This is a genomic window from Nocardiopsis sp. NPDC055551 (assembly GCF_053619415.1).
In genome coordinates this window covers 766,482-783,352 of record NZ_JBSHJJ010000001.1, presented here as the reverse complement: position 1 = coordinate 783,352, position 16,871 = coordinate 766,482, and the positions used below count along the sequence as shown (strand labels likewise).

The window sequence follows — 16,871 nt, the reverse complement described above, 5'->3', positions numbered from 1 at the left end:
GGACGGACATGCGTTTTAAGCACGTCTTCTTGCCGTTCGCGCAAAAGGTCGGGTGGGCGTACTGCCCGACACGCATCCCCGCTGCTCAGGCCCGCGACCTCTCGTGCTCCTCATCGAAACGTCTGGCGGCTCGCCGTGGCTTCACGATCTCGCCGCGCCGCGCGCATGGGCGGCGTCGGGGCGAGGGCGGTGCCCAGGTGGCGGGTGCGTCCGGCGCGGATGCCGTTGCCGATGACCACGACCTCGGCCACCTCGTGCACGAGTACGACCGCGGCCAGGCCCAGGACACCGAACAGGGCCAGGGGCATCAGGGTGATGATGATGGCCAGCGACAGCCCCACGCTCTGCCACATGATCGCCCGGGAGCGGCGGGCGTGCGCCAGCGCCCGGGGCAGGTGGCGCAGGTCCTCTCCCATCAGTGCCACGTCCGCGGTCTCGATGGCCACGTCGGTACCCATCGCGCCCATGGCGATGCCCAGGTCGGCGGTGGCCAGGGCGGGGGCGTCGTTGACCCCGTCCCCCACCATCGCGACAGGTCCGTGTTCGCGGAGTCGGCCGATGAGACGGGACTTGTCCTCCGGGCGCAGGTCGGCGTGCACATCCCCGGGGTCGATGCCCGCCTGTGCCGCCAGGGCGGCGGCGGTGGCCGGGTTGTCGCCGGTGAGCATCGCCACCCGGTAGCCCGCGCCGCGCAGCGCGGAGACGACCTCCACCGCTTCGGGACGCAGTTCGTCGCGCACCGCGATGGCGCCCAGCAGGGTGCCGTCCTCCTCGATCAGGACGGCGGTGGCACCCGCGTTCTGCATCCGTTCCACGTCCTGGGCCACAGGGGCGGGGTCGATCCAGCCCGGGCGGCCCAGCCGCACGCGGCGGCCGTTCAGGACACCGGTGAGTCCGGCGCCGGTGACCGCTTCGACCTGCTCGGCCCGTTCGGGTGCGGGGGCGGCGGCCAGGATCGCGGCCGCGAGCGGGTGTTCGCTGCGCTCCTCCAGCGCGGCGGCCACCGCCAGCACCCGCTCGACGGTGTGTCCGGGAGCCGGGAGGGTCTCGATGACGGCGGGGCGGTTGCGGGTCAGGGTGCCGGTCTTGTCCAGCGCCACGGACCTGACGCGGCCCATGGCCTCCAGGGCGGCCCCGCCCTTGACCAGGACGCCGTGCTTGGAAGCGGCGCCGATCGCGGCGACGACGGTGACGGGAACGGAGATGGCCAACGCGCACGGGGAGGCGGCCACCAGCACGACCAGGGCGCGTTCGATCCAGGTCAGGGGATCACCGAACAGGGACCCCAGGGCGGCGATGAGCACGGCGGCGACCATCACCCCGGGCACCAGTGGCTTGGCGATCGTGTCGGCCAGGCGCTGTCCGGCGCCCTTGCGGGCCTGTTCGGCCTCCACGATGGACACGATGCGGGCCAGGGAGTTGTCGGCGGCGGTGGAGGTGACGGTGACCTCCACCGCGCGGGTGCCGTTGATGGACCCGGCGAACACCTCGTCCCCGGGGCCGGCCTCCACGGGAACCGACTCGCCGGTGATGGCGGAGGTGTCCAGGCTGGTGTGTCCGACGGCGATACGACCGTCGGTGGCCAGGCGTTCGCCGGGGCGTACCACCAGTGTGTCGCCCACGGCCAACTCGGCCGGGTCGACGGTGTGCTCCACGCCGTCGCGCAGTACACGAGCCTGGTCGGGGACCAGGTCCAGCAGGGCGCGCAGGCCGCGCCGGGTGCGGGCCACGGAGTACTCCTCCAGCCCCTCGGCGATGGTGTAGAGCACGGCCAGCATCGCGGCCTCGCCCACCTCGCCCAACAGCACCGCGCCCACGGCGGCGATGGTCATCAGCGTGCCCACGCCGATCCTGCCCTGGGCCAGGAGACGCAGTGTGGAGGGCACGAACGTCCACCCCGCGACGGCCAGAGCGGCTGTCTTGAGCGCCGCCCCTACCAAGTCGGGGGTTCCGGCCCAGGTAGCGCCGTAGCCGGCCACCAGGAGCAGCGCGGCCACGGCGGCGAAGCGGATCTCGCCCACCTGCCACAGCGTTTCCGGCTCGTGCTCCTCGGTTTCTTCTCCAGGGCGGGGTTGTGCGCCCCCACAGCATGCGTCACTCACCGAGCATCTCCGCCGTGGTGCTATCGGTCCCGTAGTTGGGGCACAACGCGACCGCGTTGCCGGTCGCGGCCAAGAGCGTCTCGGCCGCCGCGAGCACGTCCAGCAGTTCGGGGCGGGCCAGGGAGTAGAACACCTGCCGTCCCTGGGGGCGGCCCTGGACCAGGTGGCAGTCGCGCAGACACGCCACGTGCGCCGAGACCGTGGACTGGGCCAGTCCCAGCTGGGCCACCAGGTCGGCCACCCGCGCCTCGCCCTGGGCCAGGCGGCGCACGATGGCCAGCCGGGTGCCGTCGGAGAGGCTGTGGAAGAGGGCTTCGGCGGCGCCCACGCCCGCGGTCGTGGCGAGACATCCATCCGTGTCATTGATCGTCATTCGGCGATCATATCTGACTTGGACGATAATGAAGGTACGGGATCGGCCAGACCACCTCCCCACCACGACCCGCACCCGCTGATCGCCACCACCTGAACCGTCCTGAAGCGGAGACCTTTCGTGGCGCCGAACGCACTCGTCCCCCACCTGCTCGACCTCACCCCGGCTTTCGGGGTGCGCGCCCCGGGCGGGCGTGCGTAGGCGCCGATTTCTCGGGGGCGCCCGCACAGGGGGTGAGGGGCCGAGGAGGGGCCGGTCAAGCGGTGCGGGCCACCGGCTTCTCGTAGCGCATGACCGGGTGCCAGGCCAGGTGTTCGGCGAAGGACATCCGGCCTCGGGCCCGGTAGCCCAGACGCTCGTAGTAGGCGCACAATGCGGGGTTGGCGGCCACACAGTCCAACCGCACCAGAGCGCACCCGGCGCGGGCGGCCCTGGCCTCGACCCAGGCGAGCAACCCCTCCCCCAGTCGCCGACCGGCGGCCCGGTGGTCGACCATGAGTCCGTGGACGTAACGGGCCGGCTCAGGCCCGGGTTCGGGCCACACCTGCGGGTCGGACTCCAACACGCGCACGGCCGCCACCAGGAAGTCCTCCTCCAGCACCCACCACTGGCCGCGCTCGATCTGAGCCCTTACCTGTGCGGGAGCGACCTCCCCGGGGGCCCACTGGTCGATCCCGCCTCGTCGCAGTCGCCGGGCGTGGTCGTCTCGCAGGTGGGCGATCGGGGTGGAGTGCTCGGCTCGGGCGGGCACGGGCCTCATTGCGGTCATGGGTCTCCTGGTGAGGGGTGCGGGTCAGGCGAAGACGTCCCATCCCATGCGTACCAGCAGCGCCAGCACCACCACGAGCAGAACGATCCGGATGAACCCGGCACCGCGTTGTAGCGCCATGCGTGCGCCGACCTGCGCGCCGATGATGGTGCACACCGCCAGCCCCAGGCCCAGCGCCCAGTTGATGTGCCCGCCCAGGGCGAAGACCACCAGAGCGCCGGTGTTGGTGCACACGTTGACGATCTTGGCCGCGGCGGAGGCGTGCAGGAAGTCCATGCCCAGCACCGCGGTGAAGGCGATGATGAGGAATACGCCGGTGCCGGGGCCGATGAGTCCGTCGTAGAAGCTCACGCCCAGACCGGCCAGGGCCAGGACGGCCAGGATTCGGTTGCGGGTGCGCAGCGCCGGATCGGGGCTGGTGCCCATGGTCGGGCGGAAGACGACCAGCAGCGCCACTCCGGCCAGGACGACCATGATGACGGGTTTGAGGACGTCGGCGGTCAGCGCGGTGGCCAGGGCCGCGCCCAGCCCCGACCCGAGAAGGGCCAGGGCGGCGGTGGGCACGATGATCCGGCGGTCGAGTCGGACCCTGCGGGCATAGGCCACCGCGGCGGAGACGGTGCCGAAGACCGCGCCGAGCTTGTTGGTGCCCAGCAGGGTGGCCAGGGGTGTGGTGGGGGCGGCGACCATCAGGGCGGGCAGTAGGAGCAGGCCTCCTCCCCCGACCACGGCGTCGACCCATCCGGCGGCGACGGCGGCCAGCAACAGCAGGCCCAGGATCTCGGGTTCCATCAGCGGACCTGTGGCGCAAGAGAGGGGATCATGGGCTCTTCTCAGGGGCGGGGAAGGGGACGCGTGCCAATCTAGACGGCCTGACCGACCGCTTTGTCAGCGGACCTGGTTGATTGTCCCTTTCGATGGCCGATAGCACGGGAGTGCCCTCGGCACCCAAGGTGTCGGATGCCGACGGTTCGTTATGGGCCATGAAGGGGTGGTCGAGTCCTGTGAGTGAACAGAACGCCCACCTTGACGTTGTAGATTCATCAGAGGGTATGAAGAAGCGGTGACGTCCAGGTACAGGGAACGCCACCGCCGTTCGATGAGGGCCCGAGGGACGGGCCCTCAGGTCCTAGAAGGCCGCCTGCGCGAACCAATCCCGAGCCCGCGCGACCACCGACTGCGGCAACTGGTGTCCCCCGGGGTGCTCCTCGGCGCGCACGTTCGCGCCCCGCTCCCCCAGTTGGGCGGCCACCAGCCGCGCCTGATCGATCGTGGTGATCGGGTCGGTGACGCCGCTGCCCAGGAAAACCCGGGTCCCCGACAGGTCCACCGGATCGGGTTCGCGCCCCTGCAACGGAGCACCGCCGGCGAACAGCGCCGCCCCCGCCACCAGCCCCGGGTGCAGCAACAGCAGCCCCGCGCCGGTGTTGGCGCCGTTGGAGAAACCGCTCACCACGATCCGCTTCGGGTCCAGGTCGTAGGTGAGGGTGGCGGCCTTGACGAACTCGGCCAGCTCGGCGGTGCGCTCGATCAGGTCCTCGACGTCGAAGACACCCTCGCGCAGGCGACGGAACCAACGGTTCATGCCGTTCTCGCTGACCTTGCCGCGCGGTGAGAGCAGCGCGGCGCCCGGGGCCAGGGCACGGCCCAGCGGCAACAGGTCGTGCTCGTCGGCACCGGTGCCGTGCAGCAGCAACAGTGTGGGCTCGTCCGGAGCGGTGGCCGGCTCGAAGACGTGGACGAAGTCCTCGGTGGTGGTCACCGGGGCACCTCCAGGTGGGGCAGGTTCGCGGCGATCTGGTCCTGGCGGGGCTGCAGCCACGGCGGCAGCTTCAACGAACGGCCCAGTTCCAGCAGGGGTTCGTCGTAGTCGAAGCCGGGGCCGTCGGTGGCGATCTCCAACAGCACCCCGCCCGGTTCGCGGAAGTAGATCGAGGTGAAGTAGCTGCGGTCGCGGATCTCGGTGACCCCCACCCCGTCATCGGCCAGGCGCTGACGCCAGGCGTCCTGGACGGGGGTGTCGGGGGCTCGGTAGGCGACGTGGTGGACGGTGCCGGCGGCGACCAGGCCGCGCTCGGCCTTGGGATCGGCCAACACGTCGACGATGGTGCCCACTCCGTCACCGGAGTCGTTGGTGTGGAAGCGCATCCGGCCGCCGCTCTCGCTGTGCAGCCGAAAACCCAGCTGATCGCCGAGCATCCGTGCGGTGCCGTCGGCGTCCTGTTCGGTCAGGGTGACGGCGCGGATGCCGCGAATGGCGTGGTCGGTGGGGACCGCTCCCCCGTCCCAGGGGTCGGTGTCGTGGTGGTCGGCGCTCGCGGCCAGTTCGATGAGCAGGCCGTCGGGGTCGCGCAGGCTCAGCACGTCCTCGTCGGTGCGCTCGGTGGGACTGGTGAAGGGGATGTCGAGCGCGGAGAGGTGGTCGGCCCACCAGCCCAGGGAACCTTCGGGGACGGAGAAGGTCGTGGTGGTGGCCTGCCCCGCGCCGATCCTGCCCTTGGGCGCGTCCGGCCAGGGGAAGAAGGTCATGATGGTGCCGGGGTTACCGGCGCGGTCGCCGTAGTACAGGTGGTAGGTCTCGGGGGAGTCGAAGTTGACGGTGCGCTTGACCAGGCGCATGCCCAGGACGTTGAGGTAGAAGTCGGCGTTGGCCTGGGGGTCGCTCGCGATGGCGGTCACGTGGTGGATGCCTGCGGGGCGCACGTCCATGAACCTTCATCCTCTCCTGAGTCGGTCGATCACTCGCTCCAACAAGTTGAATCTTAAACTAATTCCGGACCGATGTCTGCCCCCTCGACACTGCGATTCGCCCCGTTTTGCCAGAGAACGACCGACCCGACCTGCGGACAGGACCGACCCAGGACCGCCGATACGTCGGCCGAACCTCCGATTCCGGCTTATCGGCCGCGTGAGAGCACAAGAGATTCGGACGTGCATCCGCGAACCATCGACCTTTCCACGTCTCGGTGCCATCTGGATGCCGAGACATGCGAAGGTTCGGGCGTCGCCCGGGTCGGAGCCGGCGGAAGAGGTACTACCGGCCAGGTCCGGCACATGGACAGGCCACTCCCCCGCCGCGGAAGGAAAAGGAACCGGCATTCGGCCTGCGACAAATCGTCGACATCGATGTGCCCGCCCAGGCGTTCGGCGAGAACAACCAGACGACCAGGGGTTGGGCGGGCCGAATGGTGCGTCTGTTCGAGCTCGCCCGTGCGTTCGACCAAGCCAGGGAGCGGATGACCTGATCCATCTCCGATTCGCTCGCCCGGGACCCCACCTCACCCCTTCGGGTGGGGTTTTCCGAATCGGTTGCGCCTACTTGGCACACACGGCCGGTGGCGGGAGCATGGGGGTATGGACATGGTGGTGCGTGACGCCGTCCCGGACGATGGGCCCGGGATCGCCACGCTGATCACCAAGGAGGCTCCGCACTTCGACCTGCAGGGTTACCCCGAGAACCTGTGGCCGGACTACCTGGTCGTGCTGGTCGCGGAGCGAGGCGGTCACATCGTCGGCTGGTTGGAGGGAATCCTCGACGGAGAGTACGAGGGTCCAGGGGCTCCGGCCCCTCCCCCGCACGGGTACATCTTGGCGATCGTCGTCGACGAGGAACAGCGCCACCACGGGATCGGCGGAGATCTCATCGAGAAGTTCATGGAAGAGGCCCTCGCGGCGAAGGTCGAGTGGGTCTTCCTCATCCCCGAAGGGGGCGAGGGCTACGAGGACCGCGTCCGTTTCTTCATCCACGCCGGATTCACCCCCACGGAAGTGCTGGACGAGAAACGCCTGATCATGGCCCGCTGGACCTGAGGCGGCAGCACCCACTACAGACACCCCTACAACGCATGGCCTCCGGCGACTTGGAGAACCTGCCCGGTGATCCAACGGGCCTGTTGCGACATGGTGGTGGCGTTCCAAGGATTCGTGCGGGAATAGCTGAGAGGGCTCTCGTGCCGGCGCATCTGCGCCAGGATGAAGCCATGAACGACATCGCTATTCGCTCGGTTCGGTCTAACGAATTAGCTGCTGTCGCCGGGCTGCGATGGCGGTGGATGCAGGAGCTCTACGGAACTCCCAACACCACGCTGGAGGAGTTCGTTCCCCGATTCGTGGCGTGGGCCCGGGAGAGCGAGTCCTCCCATCGGTGCATGGTGCTGGTCCGCGGAGATGCGGTCATCGGGATGGCCTGGCTGGCGATCACACAGCGTGTGCCGCTTCCGCGTGCGTTCGAGCGGATGTCCGGTGATGTGCAGTGCGTGTACGTCGCGCCGGACGAGCGCGACCGTGGCCTGGGCGGTGAGCTGATCGAGACAGTCTTGGCGTGGGCGAGTGAACTGGGACTTGAGCGGGTGACGGTGCACTCCAGCGACAGGGCGGTTTCGGCGTACTCCCGTCATGGGTTCGCGGTTTCTCCGCGGCTGCTCCAGATCAAGGTTGAACAAGGCCAGATGGGATGAGACCCCCGCAAGCTGATGTCCGAGGCACGATGCTGACCACGCTGCCCCATTCACGGAGGGGAGGGCCTGGTCAAGATGTTGCGCAGGCGCCGTTCAACGCCTGCGCGCTGGGTCGCGCCCGGTCTGCCAACGGGCCGGCTCTTCAGGTGAGATCCGGGCGTACGAGGATGTCGTAGGTGTCATTGGTGCGCTCCATCTCGACCCCGAGCCGGCGGGCCCACTCGTCCAGTTCCGATTGGGCTTGAAGGCCGTCCCGGTCATCATCGACCACCAGTTCCAGCTCCAGGAACGTGCCGGCGCCCTCGACGATGTCGACGCACACCCCCATCGCTCCCGAACGGCCTGTGCGACGTTCTTTGACGATGCGGACCGTGGGCTCGTACCCCAGCGCCAACAGGGCGCCGTGCATCTGTTCATGATCAGCCACCGCGGTTTCGTGCTCGGTGCACTCCATGGCGTTGGCCAGTGGGGTCTTGGTGGTCAGCAGGTGGGTGTTGTCCTGGGTTCGCAGACGGGCGAAGGTGAATCCGATCTTGCCTTGGTCGGGGGTCCACCCGGCCAGGGCGTAGGCCTGATCATCCTGAAAGACCGGGTCGCCCATGGCCACCTCGGCGGACTTCAACGCTGCCAGCACGGCCTCTGTATCGACCACCTTGTACTTGGTCTCGATCTCCCGCACCACAAAGCCCCTCACGTCTGGCTGCTCTTGGTCTCGTGGAGCGTACCGGCGTGCGCCTCGCAACATGCCAGGTTCGCCGACCTTGAGAGCGAACCTGGGCACACGAAACTCGCACCTGGTCTCGACCCCTGGCATGCGGATCGGCCCATCCCCGCGTGCACGGGGCTCACGAGGCTGGGCTCGCTTCCACCGACGCCGACATCGGTTCATCCCCGCGTGCGCGGGGCTCACCAGCAGACCGAGATCTACGAGTACAACACCGTCGGTCCATCCCCGCGTGCGCGGGGCTCACCTGGGCGACTCGCTCCAGCCGACGATGGACCGCGGTCCATCCCCGCGTGCGCGGGGCTCACCGGGGTGTCGAAGATGGCCGCGTAGGCCTCGACGGTCCATCCCCGCGTGCGCGGGGCTCACTCCCGCACGTCGAAGCGGCGGCGTCCGTTGAGCGGTCCATCCCCGCGTGCGCGGGGCTCACAGGATGACCCCCCCGACACCCCCCACCCTCTCGGTCCATCCCCGCGTGCGCGGGGCTCACGGCCGGGCACACCCGGACATCACTCATCTGACCGGTCCATCCCCGCGTGCGCGGGGCTCACCAACGCCCTGCACCACTACCGCAACCTCACCGCGGTCCATCCCCGCGTGCGCGGGGCTCACAGGTGGTGTGCTGCAAGAGGTCCCCCCGAGGTCGGTCCATCCCCGCGTGCGCGGGGCTCACAGTTAATGACCTGCAACGACGCGGAGCGTTACTTCCGCGTTATCAGTCATACGAAGGCCTGAGCATTCCGAGCATACGGAGGTCTACGCCCCTCGCCAAGGTGAGGCCTCGGGAGCATCATCCAGGCCCGTTACGGCCGGACGTGCGCGGGGTCGGGGTCATGTGGCGGTCTCCCATATCCGACTGGGATGGCAGCGTGGGCAAGGGCCGAGGTCCTCATGGGCCTCGGTCTGTGGGTTGAAGCGAATGACGTGTCGGCGCTGTTCGTGACAGGAGCGGTTCCCACAATGTTCGGGCGGTGCGGGTGCGGTATCCGGTAGGGCCTCGTCGAGCACACCCATCAGGGCGCCGGCCGGTTCGTCCAAAACGGCGAAGGGTTCAGTGCCAGGAAGATCCTCACACCTGTGGCAGCGGGTGCGCAGTCCGGTGGCGTCGGTGGCCAGAGCGATACCGGGGTGGACCGTGCACGTGGGCGGTGCGCCCGCCCGGGTGAAGGGATCTCTGTCGGCCATCGGGTCCGGTTCTCGGCGCGGGTGAGGGACCTTGGGCGTTGAAGGACCGGGCAGGCCGCCAGGGGTGCGGTTGCGGGCGACCCAGATCGGCAGCGCCTCAACGAGGTGGGCCGGGCGGCAACGGGTGGACAGGACCGCGTACAGCGACATCGTGGTGTCGTGGTCCGACCGCAGCCACTCCAGGAGTTCGGTGGGGCCCACGCGGTCATCGGCCAGCTCCTCGACGGCCCGGAGCGCGGCGGGCAGATGTTCCAGGACCAGGCGGCGATGTTGCCAGGGTTGGAGCCCCAGGCCGGTCTCCTCGGCGATCTGGGGGATGACGGTGCGTTCCAGTAGACCGCCCCGGTCGGGGGCGGGACGTTCGGCGTCGGGGACGCCCCACTGGTCGCCGTCGGCGTCGGTGGTGGGGAGCTCGCTCGCGCGCGCCCGCGCGTCCTCCTCCCCCTCCCCTTGTTCTTGTGTCTTGGTCTTCTTGTGGTTGGTCTTCTTAGGGGTGCGATTTTCCTCTGGTGGGTCATCCAACTCTGGAAAATCGCACTTAGGCTCTGACCTGCTGTTTCGCAGCAGGACGAGGGCCTTTCCCTCCAGGGAGCGGGCGAGCTCGGCGACTCGTTCCGGCAGGGACTCGGGATCGTCGGTGATCACCCAGTAGGCACCACCGAGGCACCCCAATTCGTCGCGGACCCGGTAACGGCGCAGGTAGCCGGCGGCTTCGAGTTCCTTGAGTCCGGAGCGGATCGCGGCCGTACCACCCGGGGAGTTGGCGATGAGCTGCCCCAAGCCGATGCCCCACCCTTCACGGTGCGAGGCGATGAAGATGAGGAGACCACGGGCCTTGTAGGACAGGCGTTTGTCACGGACCGCGGCGTTGAGCACCCTGGTGAATCGATCGCCACCGAAGCTGCCTCGGACGATGGTCGCGTAGCTCACGGCGTCACCTCCGGAAAGAGGTGGAACGTGAGGGTGACACGCGAAGCGACCCCCCGGCTTCGGGCGCGGGACGCTGTAGGCTTAGGATGCACTCCCAGCCGCCTTCCTGGTTGTCTCAGGTTGGTGGTCAGAGCCCGTTCGGTGTTGGTAGCACCGGGCGGGCTCGCTTTTTTTCGAGTTGTGGGGGTCAGCCTAGCCTGAGCGAACCCGTGTTCGGGGACAGAAGAAGAACCTGATCACGATCGCTTCGGCCGACCCCGAAACCAGGTGCGGGGCCGGGACCCCTCTCTCACGAAAGACCTCACGCCACACCCTTCGAACTGGCATCGTCACCTTCCGTGACAATGGAACCACCGAAGGGAATCTTGTGGAGCGCCCGGACACCACCCTGCCCGCACGAACCGACCGGCCCCTGGCCAGGATCGTCTCCTCCGCGATGTTGATGCACGCCGTGGCCGCACTGATCGAGCTCGGTGCCGTCGAAGAATTGGCCTGCTCCCCGCGCCCCCTCGACGAAGTGGCGCGGGAGCTCGGTGTCCCCGAGGAACGTCTGCTGATCCTCGTGCGCGCGGCACTCGCGGCCGGACTGATCGAGGAACCCCACCCAGGTGTGTTCGCCTTGAGTCCTGCGGGCGATCACCTGCGTATCGACGACCCCCAAGGGCTGCGGGACCTGTTCCGCATGTGCACGCACGGCGACTTCTTCCAGGCCTGGACTCGTCTGGGCCACTCGGTGAGTTCGGGCCGCTCGGCCTTCGCCATCCACACCGGTCAGGAGCTGTTCGCCTACCTGAGTGAGCGGGAGGCGGCCGCCGCAGTGTTCAACCGGGCCATGAACTCCTCCGCCCTGGCCGCGCCGTTGCTGCGCGAGATCGATCTGTCGGAAACCAAAACGGTGGTGGATCTGGGCGGTGGTGAGGGCGCCACGATCGCGGCCGTGCTGCGCGCGTGCCCGTCTGCGCGGGGAATCCTCTTCGACCTTCCGCACGTGGTGGAGGGCGCTCCTCCACTTCTCCGTGAGGCGGGGGTCGAGGATCGGTGCTCGGTCATGGGTGGCGACTTCTTCGAGGGGGTGCCCCGGGGCGCGGACGTGTATCTCGCGGCGCGGGTGATGCAGAACTGGGCCGATCCCGACGCCGCACTGATCCTGGGCAACGTTCGGGAGGCGATGGGGTCGGCCTCGCGCTTGTTGATCGTGGGTCACCTCCCAGAGCGGGAGCGACCGAGCGAGTTCCTGGAGGCCATGAGTCTGAGCATGTTCGTGCTCTATGGGGCTCCGTTGCGCACCCGTGAACAGTACGAGGCGCTCTTCGCCTCGGTGGGCTTGTCCCTGCACGAGGTGCGTCGGGTTCCGGACGGTGAGTCGATCATGGACGTGCGTCCGGTGTCGTGACCGAGCCGGGGCCCCGACAGGTGTCGGGGCCCCGCTCAGTTGGACGGTGTCGTGAGGGGCTTGAGCACGAGGTGTCCCTGCCCGGGGTGCAGGCAGGAGGTCTCCCTTCGCAGCCCCACCAGGACCGGGAGGAGATCGTGGTAGCAGCACACGGAGGTGTCCACGGACAGGACCTCCGGGGTGTTGAGCAGGAAGGGCAGTTCCGCTCGCAGGTAGGACAGACCGGCTCGGAACCGGGCTCCGTCCGGGTCCGGTTCGGGGGCGATGATCCGCCGGACGTGCTCCTCGCAGGCGCGCCCCACCGCCGAGTCCTCCCTCATCGCCCGTTCGACGCGTTCGTTGGCCGATCGGTAGCCGGGGGTGTCCACGGTCTCCGACAACGCCAGGCAGCGAACCCGCGCGGGTACCCGCACCGCCTCCATCGCGCGTCGAATCCGCCGGCGCACGTCCCTCAGCGACCGGCAGGCCCGTCTGGAGGCCTGTGCCTGTTCGGCGCCGGCCGCCCGGTGCATGGTGTCGATGTGCAGGTCCGCGTAGAGCAGGTCGACCGCGCCGAAGCGCCGGCCCGTCCATTCCAGGAGTTGGGCGATCCTGTGTTGGCTGAAGTAGCCGTTGCCGGCGCTGATCCCGATGAGCGCGTGCTCTCCGCGTTCGACGAGGCGTCCGCAGGCGGGGGTGAAGGGCCGGGCCTGAAAGACCTCCTCGGTGTCGTTCAGGCGTGGGCTCTCAGGCGGTGACGGCACCGGGTTCCTCCACGACGGCGGCGAGTCGATCACACAGTTCGTCGAGCAGGGCGGCCAGGTCCCGATCGACCATCGCACCGCACATGACCTCGTCCATGCGCTCCTTCAGGGAGGTCAGTTCCGGGCTCTGGTCTCCACCGGTCCTGGCTCGCAGGCGCAGGACGCGGCGGGCGGCGTCCAGGCAACGCAGTGGCCCGTAGTCACGGGGTTCCTCCAGCAGGCCTCGGCCACTGCTGATCAGGTAGGCCGCGAGCAACAACAGTTCCTCGTCGATTCGGCACTGGTCAGCCCCAGTGTTCATGACTGATCACCTCGTTCCGGTCGCGTCGGGGTGCGGTGGTGCGCGGGTTCGGGGCCGGGTGTCCGATCGACACCAGGAGGAGTGGCTCCAGGTGTTGGGGCAGTCTCAGGAACCTGCGCACCGGGCCCTTGCGGAAGCTGGCGGTGGGGCACCCTCCCAGTCCGAGGGCGTGTGCCGCCAGCAGGAGGTTCTGCACGGCCATCGCCACGCAGAGCATGCCCTCGTCCCAGGCGCTTCCTCCCACGGACCGCCCACGGTCGAAGCAGGCCACCACGATCAGCGGCGGACGTTCGATGATGCCCGGGGCGAAGGCGTGGATCAGGCGCAGGGTTCGCGGTCGTCGCACGACGACGAAGGCCCAGGCCTGTTTGTTGGAGGCGGAGGGTGCGGCGAGCATGCTGTCCAGCAGGGGATCCAGGAGCTCGTCCCGCACGGATTCGTCGTTGAAGGAGCGGACGGCCCGTCGTGTGCTCAGTACACGCAGCGTCCGCCGGACATGGTCCTGGAGTTCGGGTTCAGGGACCTCCACAGGGATCTCCACTTTCTGTATTGGGTCAACCACCTGGAGTAATGTAACGTGTCGCTCGGTTTCCCGGGGCCGTTCCGCCCTCAGAGACACCTCCGTTCGAGGAAATCAGCGAAAGGTATCCACCCCGTGACGCTCCCCACCACTTCCGCTCCGCTCGACGTCTCCTCCGTCCGGCTGTTCGAGCTGATCACCTCCAGCTGGGTCGCGGCGGCCGTCGGTGCTGCGGCCGAGCTCGGCGTCGCCGATGCCATGTCCAGGGAACCCTCGCCCCTGGCAGAGATCGCTTCTCGGGTCGACGCCGACGCCGAGGCCCTTCACCGACTGCTGCGCGCCTGCGCCGATCTGGAACTGGTCCGGGAGTCCCCGGAGCGGTGTTTCGCCCTCACCGACCTGGGCGAGGCGCTACGGGAGGACTCCGCCGCGTCCATGCGCGGGTACGCCCGTTGGTTGGGGAGCCCGACAGAGCGGTCCACCATGGCCCACCTGGCCGAGGCCGTGCGTGTGGGAGGTCCGGTGTTCGAGTCCGTCCACGGTGTTCCCGTCTGGGAGTACATGCGTCGTCACCCCGAGGTCGCCGCGCTCTTCGACCAGGGCATGAGCGACATCTCCGCGCAGCTCACCCGATCCCTGACCGAGGACTACGACTTCGGTCTCAGCGAGCTGTTGGTGGACGTCGGGGGCGGGCGCGGGCGCCTGCTGTCCTTGGTGTTGTCGGCCAACCCGCACCTGCGGGGCGTGCTCTACGACCGGCCCGAGGTCATCGAGAGGGCCGAACCCGCGCTCCTTCGAGGGGAACTCTCCGAGCGCTGCCGTGTCGAGGGCGGCGACTTCCTGGACGCGGTGCCGGCCGGTGGTGACACCTACCTGCTCGCCAGCGTCATCCACAACTGGAACGACGCCGACGCCGCCAAGGTCCTCACGCACTGCCGCCGGGCGATGCTCCCCCACGGGCGGGTCCTGCTCGCCGAGGTGGTGATGCCCCAGGGCACCGAGCCGGCGCGGACGGCCAGGTTCATGGACCTGAGCATGCTCGTGCACTGTGGTGGGGAGCAGCGGACCCCGAGCCGGTTCGCGGAACTGTTCGAGCGTGCCGGGCTCCGTCTGAACCGCATCGTGCCAGGACGCGGGGTGAGCGTGGTCGAAGGGGTGCTCGCCTGAACACCACGACCGGAACCGATGGGGCGGGGACTCGGTGGGGCTTCGGCGGCTCGTGGGGGGGGTGGCGGGTCCCGGCCGGGTGAGCATCGGAGATGATGCACTCGGCATGGCCCCGTAGCGCAGGAGAACTCCTTGTCCCAGTCCCAGAACGCCTACTTCGTCCGAGTGGGCGACGACCGCTTCGTTCCCACCGAGCACGTCAGCGGCGCTTGGAACACCGCCGAGCAGCACTTCAGCCCACTGGGCGGTCTCATCACCCACGCCATCGAGACCCACACCGCCGAGCGGGGACTACAACTCTCCCGGATCGGCTTCGACATCCTGGGCACGCTGGCGATGGACGAGTGCCACGTCGAGGTGAACACCATCCGCCCCGGGCGCACCATCGAGCTGGTCGAGGCGTTGGTCCAGATCGGGGACCGCACCGCCGTGCGGGCGCGGGCGTGGTCGCTCGTGGCGGGCGAGACCGGCGCGGTCGAGGGCGGCGCGGCCGATCCCCTGCCCGATCCGGAGGGCCTGGAGAAGAAGCCGCTCAGCGAGATCTGGCCCGGTGGTTACATCGCCTCGTTGGACGCGCGGCCGATCGCTCCCGCCGTGCCGGGACGTGGCGCGGCGTGGCTCTCCACCGACGTGGAACTGGTGGCGGGCGAGAAGGCCGGGCCGGTGGCCTCCTTCGTCAAGCTGCTCGACACCGCCAACGGTGTCGCGGTGCGCGAGTCGCCCCTGGAGTGGATGTTCCCCAACGTCGACCTCACCGTGCACCTGTTCCGACAGCCGGAGGGCGAGTGGGTCGGGCTGGACACCACGGTGGCCTTCGGTCCCACGGGGCTGGGGCTGACCAGTTCGGCCCTGCACGATCGGCGAGGGCAGGTCGGCCGGGCCGAGCAGAGCCTCACGGTGCGCCCGATGTAGCGCTCACGAGTGGGGGGCTCAGGTGGTCGAGAGTCGGCGCAGGCGCAGGGCGCACAGGCCCGCGAGCACGGTGAGGGCCATCGCCAAGGCGACGGTCCCGCTCCAGCCCACGGCGTCGTAGACCACGCCTCCCAACCACCCGAACAGGCTCGCGCCCAGGTAGTAGGCGAGCGTGTAGACGGCCGTGGCCTGCGCGCGGCCGGTGGTGGCGTGGGATCCCACCCAGGCCGAGGCCGTGGCGTGGGCGCAGAAGAACGCGAAGGTCAGCAGCAACAGGGTGGCCAGTAGGAGGATCACCGAGGTGGTGAACAGCCCGCCGAGTCCGATCAGGAGTAGGACGGTGGCGGTGGTGAGCACCCCGTAGCGTCCCCAGCGCAGGGTGGCCGATCCGGCCAGCCCCGAGCCGAGCATGCCGGCGGTGTAGGACAGGAACAGCAGGGACGCCACGGCCTGGGAGAGCCCGAAGGGTTCGTCGGTGAGGCGAAAGCCCAGGACGTTGTACACGGCCATGAACGCGCCCATCAACAGGAGTGCCTGGGCGTACATGGGCACCAGGCCGGGGGTGGTCATGGCGGCCTTGAGTCGGCTGCCCATGCCGAGGGTGTCGTCGGTCGACGTGGGGCGTGTGGTGGGCGCGCCCTTGGTCTGTCGGGGCAGGACGAGGACGAACACCACGAGGGCGACCAGGCCCAGGATGGTGTTGGCGGCGATCCCCCACTGCCAGCCGCCGTGTTCTGCGGCGAAGCCCGCCAGGAGGCGTCCGCCCATGCCGCCGAGGGGGTTGCCGGCGATGTACAGGCCGGTGGCCTTGGGTGCGTCGCGGGGGTGGATCTCCTCGGCGAGGTAGGCCACGGCGGCCGCCGAGACCCCGCCCAGGGCGGCGCCCTGGAGGGTGCGCAGGAGCAGGAGTGTCCAGAGTTCGGTGGCGAAGGGCGCGGCGGTGCCCAGCACGATGGCCAGCAGGAGGGAGAGACCGATGACGCGCGCGCGGCCGATGCGGTCGGCGACACCGCTCCAGATGAGGGTGAAGCCGGCGAGGCCGCCGGTGGCCAGGGAGACGGTGAGCGCGGCTTGTCCCGCGGACGTGCCGAACCCCGCGGCGATGGCGGGCAGGATCGGTTGGACCGACCACAGTTGGGCGAAGGTGGCGACGGCCGCGGCGATCAGGGCGATGACCGTGCGCCGATAGGCGGACGTGCCGGCCCTGGGTCTGGGGTCGGTCGAAGGCGGTGCGCTGGTCACGGTCATGGTCATGGTTCAACGCTAGGAAGCCCGCTTTCATACGTCCAATGCAT

The 16,871-nt window shown here is 69.2% G+C and carries 17 protein-coding genes and 1 CRISPR repeat array; of the genes, 5 read left to right on the top strand and 12 right to left on the bottom strand.

Annotated elements, in window-relative coordinates; all coding sequences use genetic code 11:
- Positions 1 to 110 precede the first annotated feature (110 nt).
- From ACWGSK_RS03225 to ACWGSK_RS03200, 6 genes are all read right to left on the bottom strand, one after another.
- A complete protein-coding gene (locus ACWGSK_RS03225) occupies positions 111 to 2,102 on the bottom strand; it encodes a heavy metal translocating P-type ATPase (RefSeq protein WP_452455125.1) in 1,992 nt (663 codons plus the stop codon).
- Positions 2,095 to 2,475 carry an ArsR/SmtB family transcription factor gene (locus ACWGSK_RS03220; RefSeq protein ID WP_358504790.1) on the bottom strand — a complete coding sequence of 127 codons (381 nt, stop codon included), beginning with the start codon at positions 2,473 to 2,475 and terminating at the stop codon, positions 2,095 to 2,097. The genes ACWGSK_RS03225 and ACWGSK_RS03220 overlap by 8 nt, the downstream gene beginning before the upstream one ends.
- Positions 2,476 to 2,731: 256 nt before the next feature.
- Complete coding sequence (locus ACWGSK_RS03215; protein WP_358504787.1) at positions 2,732 to 3,244, bottom strand: GNAT family N-acetyltransferase; 513 nt, start codon at positions 3,242 to 3,244, stop codon at positions 2,732 to 2,734.
- A 24-nt stretch (positions 3,245 to 3,268) separates the two neighbouring features.
- A complete protein-coding gene (locus tag ACWGSK_RS03210) occupies positions 3,269 to 4,036 on the bottom strand; it encodes a sulfite exporter TauE/SafE family protein (RefSeq protein ID WP_358504784.1) in 768 nt (255 codons plus the stop codon).
- Between the two features lie 337 nt (positions 4,037 to 4,373).
- Positions 4,374 to 5,006 (bottom strand): alpha/beta hydrolase, encoded by a 633-nt coding sequence (locus tag ACWGSK_RS03205; protein ID WP_358504781.1) that lies wholly within the window; start codon positions 5,004 to 5,006, stop codon positions 4,374 to 4,376.
- Positions 5,003 to 5,953 (bottom strand): ring-cleaving dioxygenase, encoded by a 951-nt coding sequence (locus ACWGSK_RS03200; RefSeq protein WP_358504778.1) that lies wholly within the window; start codon positions 5,951 to 5,953, stop codon positions 5,003 to 5,005. The genes ACWGSK_RS03205 and ACWGSK_RS03200 overlap by 4 nt, the downstream gene beginning before the upstream one ends.
- A gap of 645 nt (positions 5,954 to 6,598) precedes the next feature.
- Here ACWGSK_RS03200 and ACWGSK_RS03195 point away from each other — a divergent pair.
- Positions 6,599 to 7,054, top strand: a complete 456-nt coding sequence (locus ACWGSK_RS03195) for a GNAT family N-acetyltransferase (protein WP_358504775.1) — start codon at positions 6,599 to 6,601, stop codon at positions 7,052 to 7,054.
- Positions 7,055 to 7,224: 170 nt separating this feature from the next.
- Positions 7,225 to 7,701: a GNAT family N-acetyltransferase gene (locus ACWGSK_RS03190; RefSeq protein WP_358504771.1), complete on the top strand. Its 477-nt coding sequence runs from the start codon at positions 7,225 to 7,227 to the stop codon at positions 7,699 to 7,701.
- 142 nt (positions 7,702 to 7,843) lie between these two features.
- On the opposite strand, the gene ACWGSK_RS03185 is transcribed toward ACWGSK_RS03190, so the two are convergent.
- Together ACWGSK_RS03185 and ACWGSK_RS03180 are read right to left on the bottom strand one after the other, a co-directional pair.
- A complete protein-coding gene (locus ACWGSK_RS03185) occupies positions 7,844 to 8,380 on the bottom strand; it encodes a class IV adenylate cyclase (protein WP_358504768.1) in 537 nt (178 codons plus the stop codon).
- A 141-nt stretch (positions 8,381 to 8,521) separates the two neighbouring features.
- A CRISPR array of direct repeats spans positions 8,522 to 9,098; the repeat unit is 29 nt; unit sequence CGGTCCATCCCCGCGTGCGCGGGGCTCAC.
- A 158-nt stretch (positions 9,099 to 9,256) separates the two neighbouring features.
- Positions 9,257 to 10,540 (bottom strand): hypothetical protein, encoded by a 1,284-nt coding sequence (locus tag ACWGSK_RS03180; RefSeq protein WP_452455124.1) that lies wholly within the window; start codon positions 10,538 to 10,540, stop codon positions 9,257 to 9,259.
- A 367-nt stretch (positions 10,541 to 10,907) separates the two neighbouring features.
- On the opposite strand from ACWGSK_RS03180, the gene ACWGSK_RS03175 reads away from it, so the two are divergent.
- Positions 10,908 to 11,933, top strand: coding sequence for a methyltransferase (locus tag ACWGSK_RS03175; RefSeq protein WP_452455123.1), 1,026 nt, complete (start codon positions 10,908 to 10,910; stop codon positions 11,931 to 11,933).
- Between the two features lie 35 nt (positions 11,934 to 11,968).
- On the opposite strand, the gene ACWGSK_RS03170 is transcribed toward ACWGSK_RS03175, so the two are convergent.
- Genes ACWGSK_RS03170 through ACWGSK_RS03160 form a run of 3 tightly spaced genes read right to left on the bottom strand, consistent with a single transcriptional unit; the run spans position 11,969 to position 13,506 of the window.
- Positions 11,969 to 12,676, bottom strand: coding sequence for a tRNA-dependent cyclodipeptide synthase (locus ACWGSK_RS03170; protein WP_358504759.1), 708 nt, complete (start codon positions 12,674 to 12,676; stop codon positions 11,969 to 11,971).
- A complete protein-coding gene (locus ACWGSK_RS03165; protein ID WP_358504756.1) occupies positions 12,660 to 12,977 on the bottom strand; it encodes a DUF6092 family protein in 318 nt (105 codons plus the stop codon). The genes ACWGSK_RS03170 and ACWGSK_RS03165 overlap by 17 nt, the downstream gene beginning before the upstream one ends.
- Positions 12,961 to 13,506: a nitroreductase family protein gene (locus tag ACWGSK_RS03160; RefSeq protein WP_452455122.1), complete on the bottom strand. Its 546-nt coding sequence runs from the start codon at positions 13,504 to 13,506 to the stop codon at positions 12,961 to 12,963. The genes ACWGSK_RS03165 and ACWGSK_RS03160 overlap by 17 nt, the downstream gene beginning before the upstream one ends.
- A gap of 126 nt (positions 13,507 to 13,632) precedes the next feature.
- Here ACWGSK_RS03160 and ACWGSK_RS03155 point away from each other — a divergent pair, with 126 nt between their 5' ends.
- Positions 13,633 to 14,664, top strand: coding sequence for a methyltransferase (locus tag ACWGSK_RS03155; RefSeq protein WP_452455121.1), 1,032 nt, complete (start codon positions 13,633 to 13,635; stop codon positions 14,662 to 14,664).
- Positions 14,665 to 14,796: 132 nt separating this feature from the next.
- Positions 14,797 to 15,576, top strand: a complete 780-nt coding sequence (locus tag ACWGSK_RS03150; protein ID WP_452455120.1) for a thioesterase family protein — start codon at positions 14,797 to 14,799, stop codon at positions 15,574 to 15,576.
- Positions 15,577 to 15,594: 18 nt separating this feature from the next.
- Here the strand turns inward: ACWGSK_RS03150 and ACWGSK_RS03145 are convergent, their stop codons facing one another.
- Entirely contained in the window at positions 15,595 to 16,824 is a 1,230-nt protein-coding gene (locus ACWGSK_RS03145; protein ID WP_452455188.1) for an MFS transporter, read from the bottom strand.
- Positions 16,825 to 16,871: the final 47 nt, after the last annotated feature.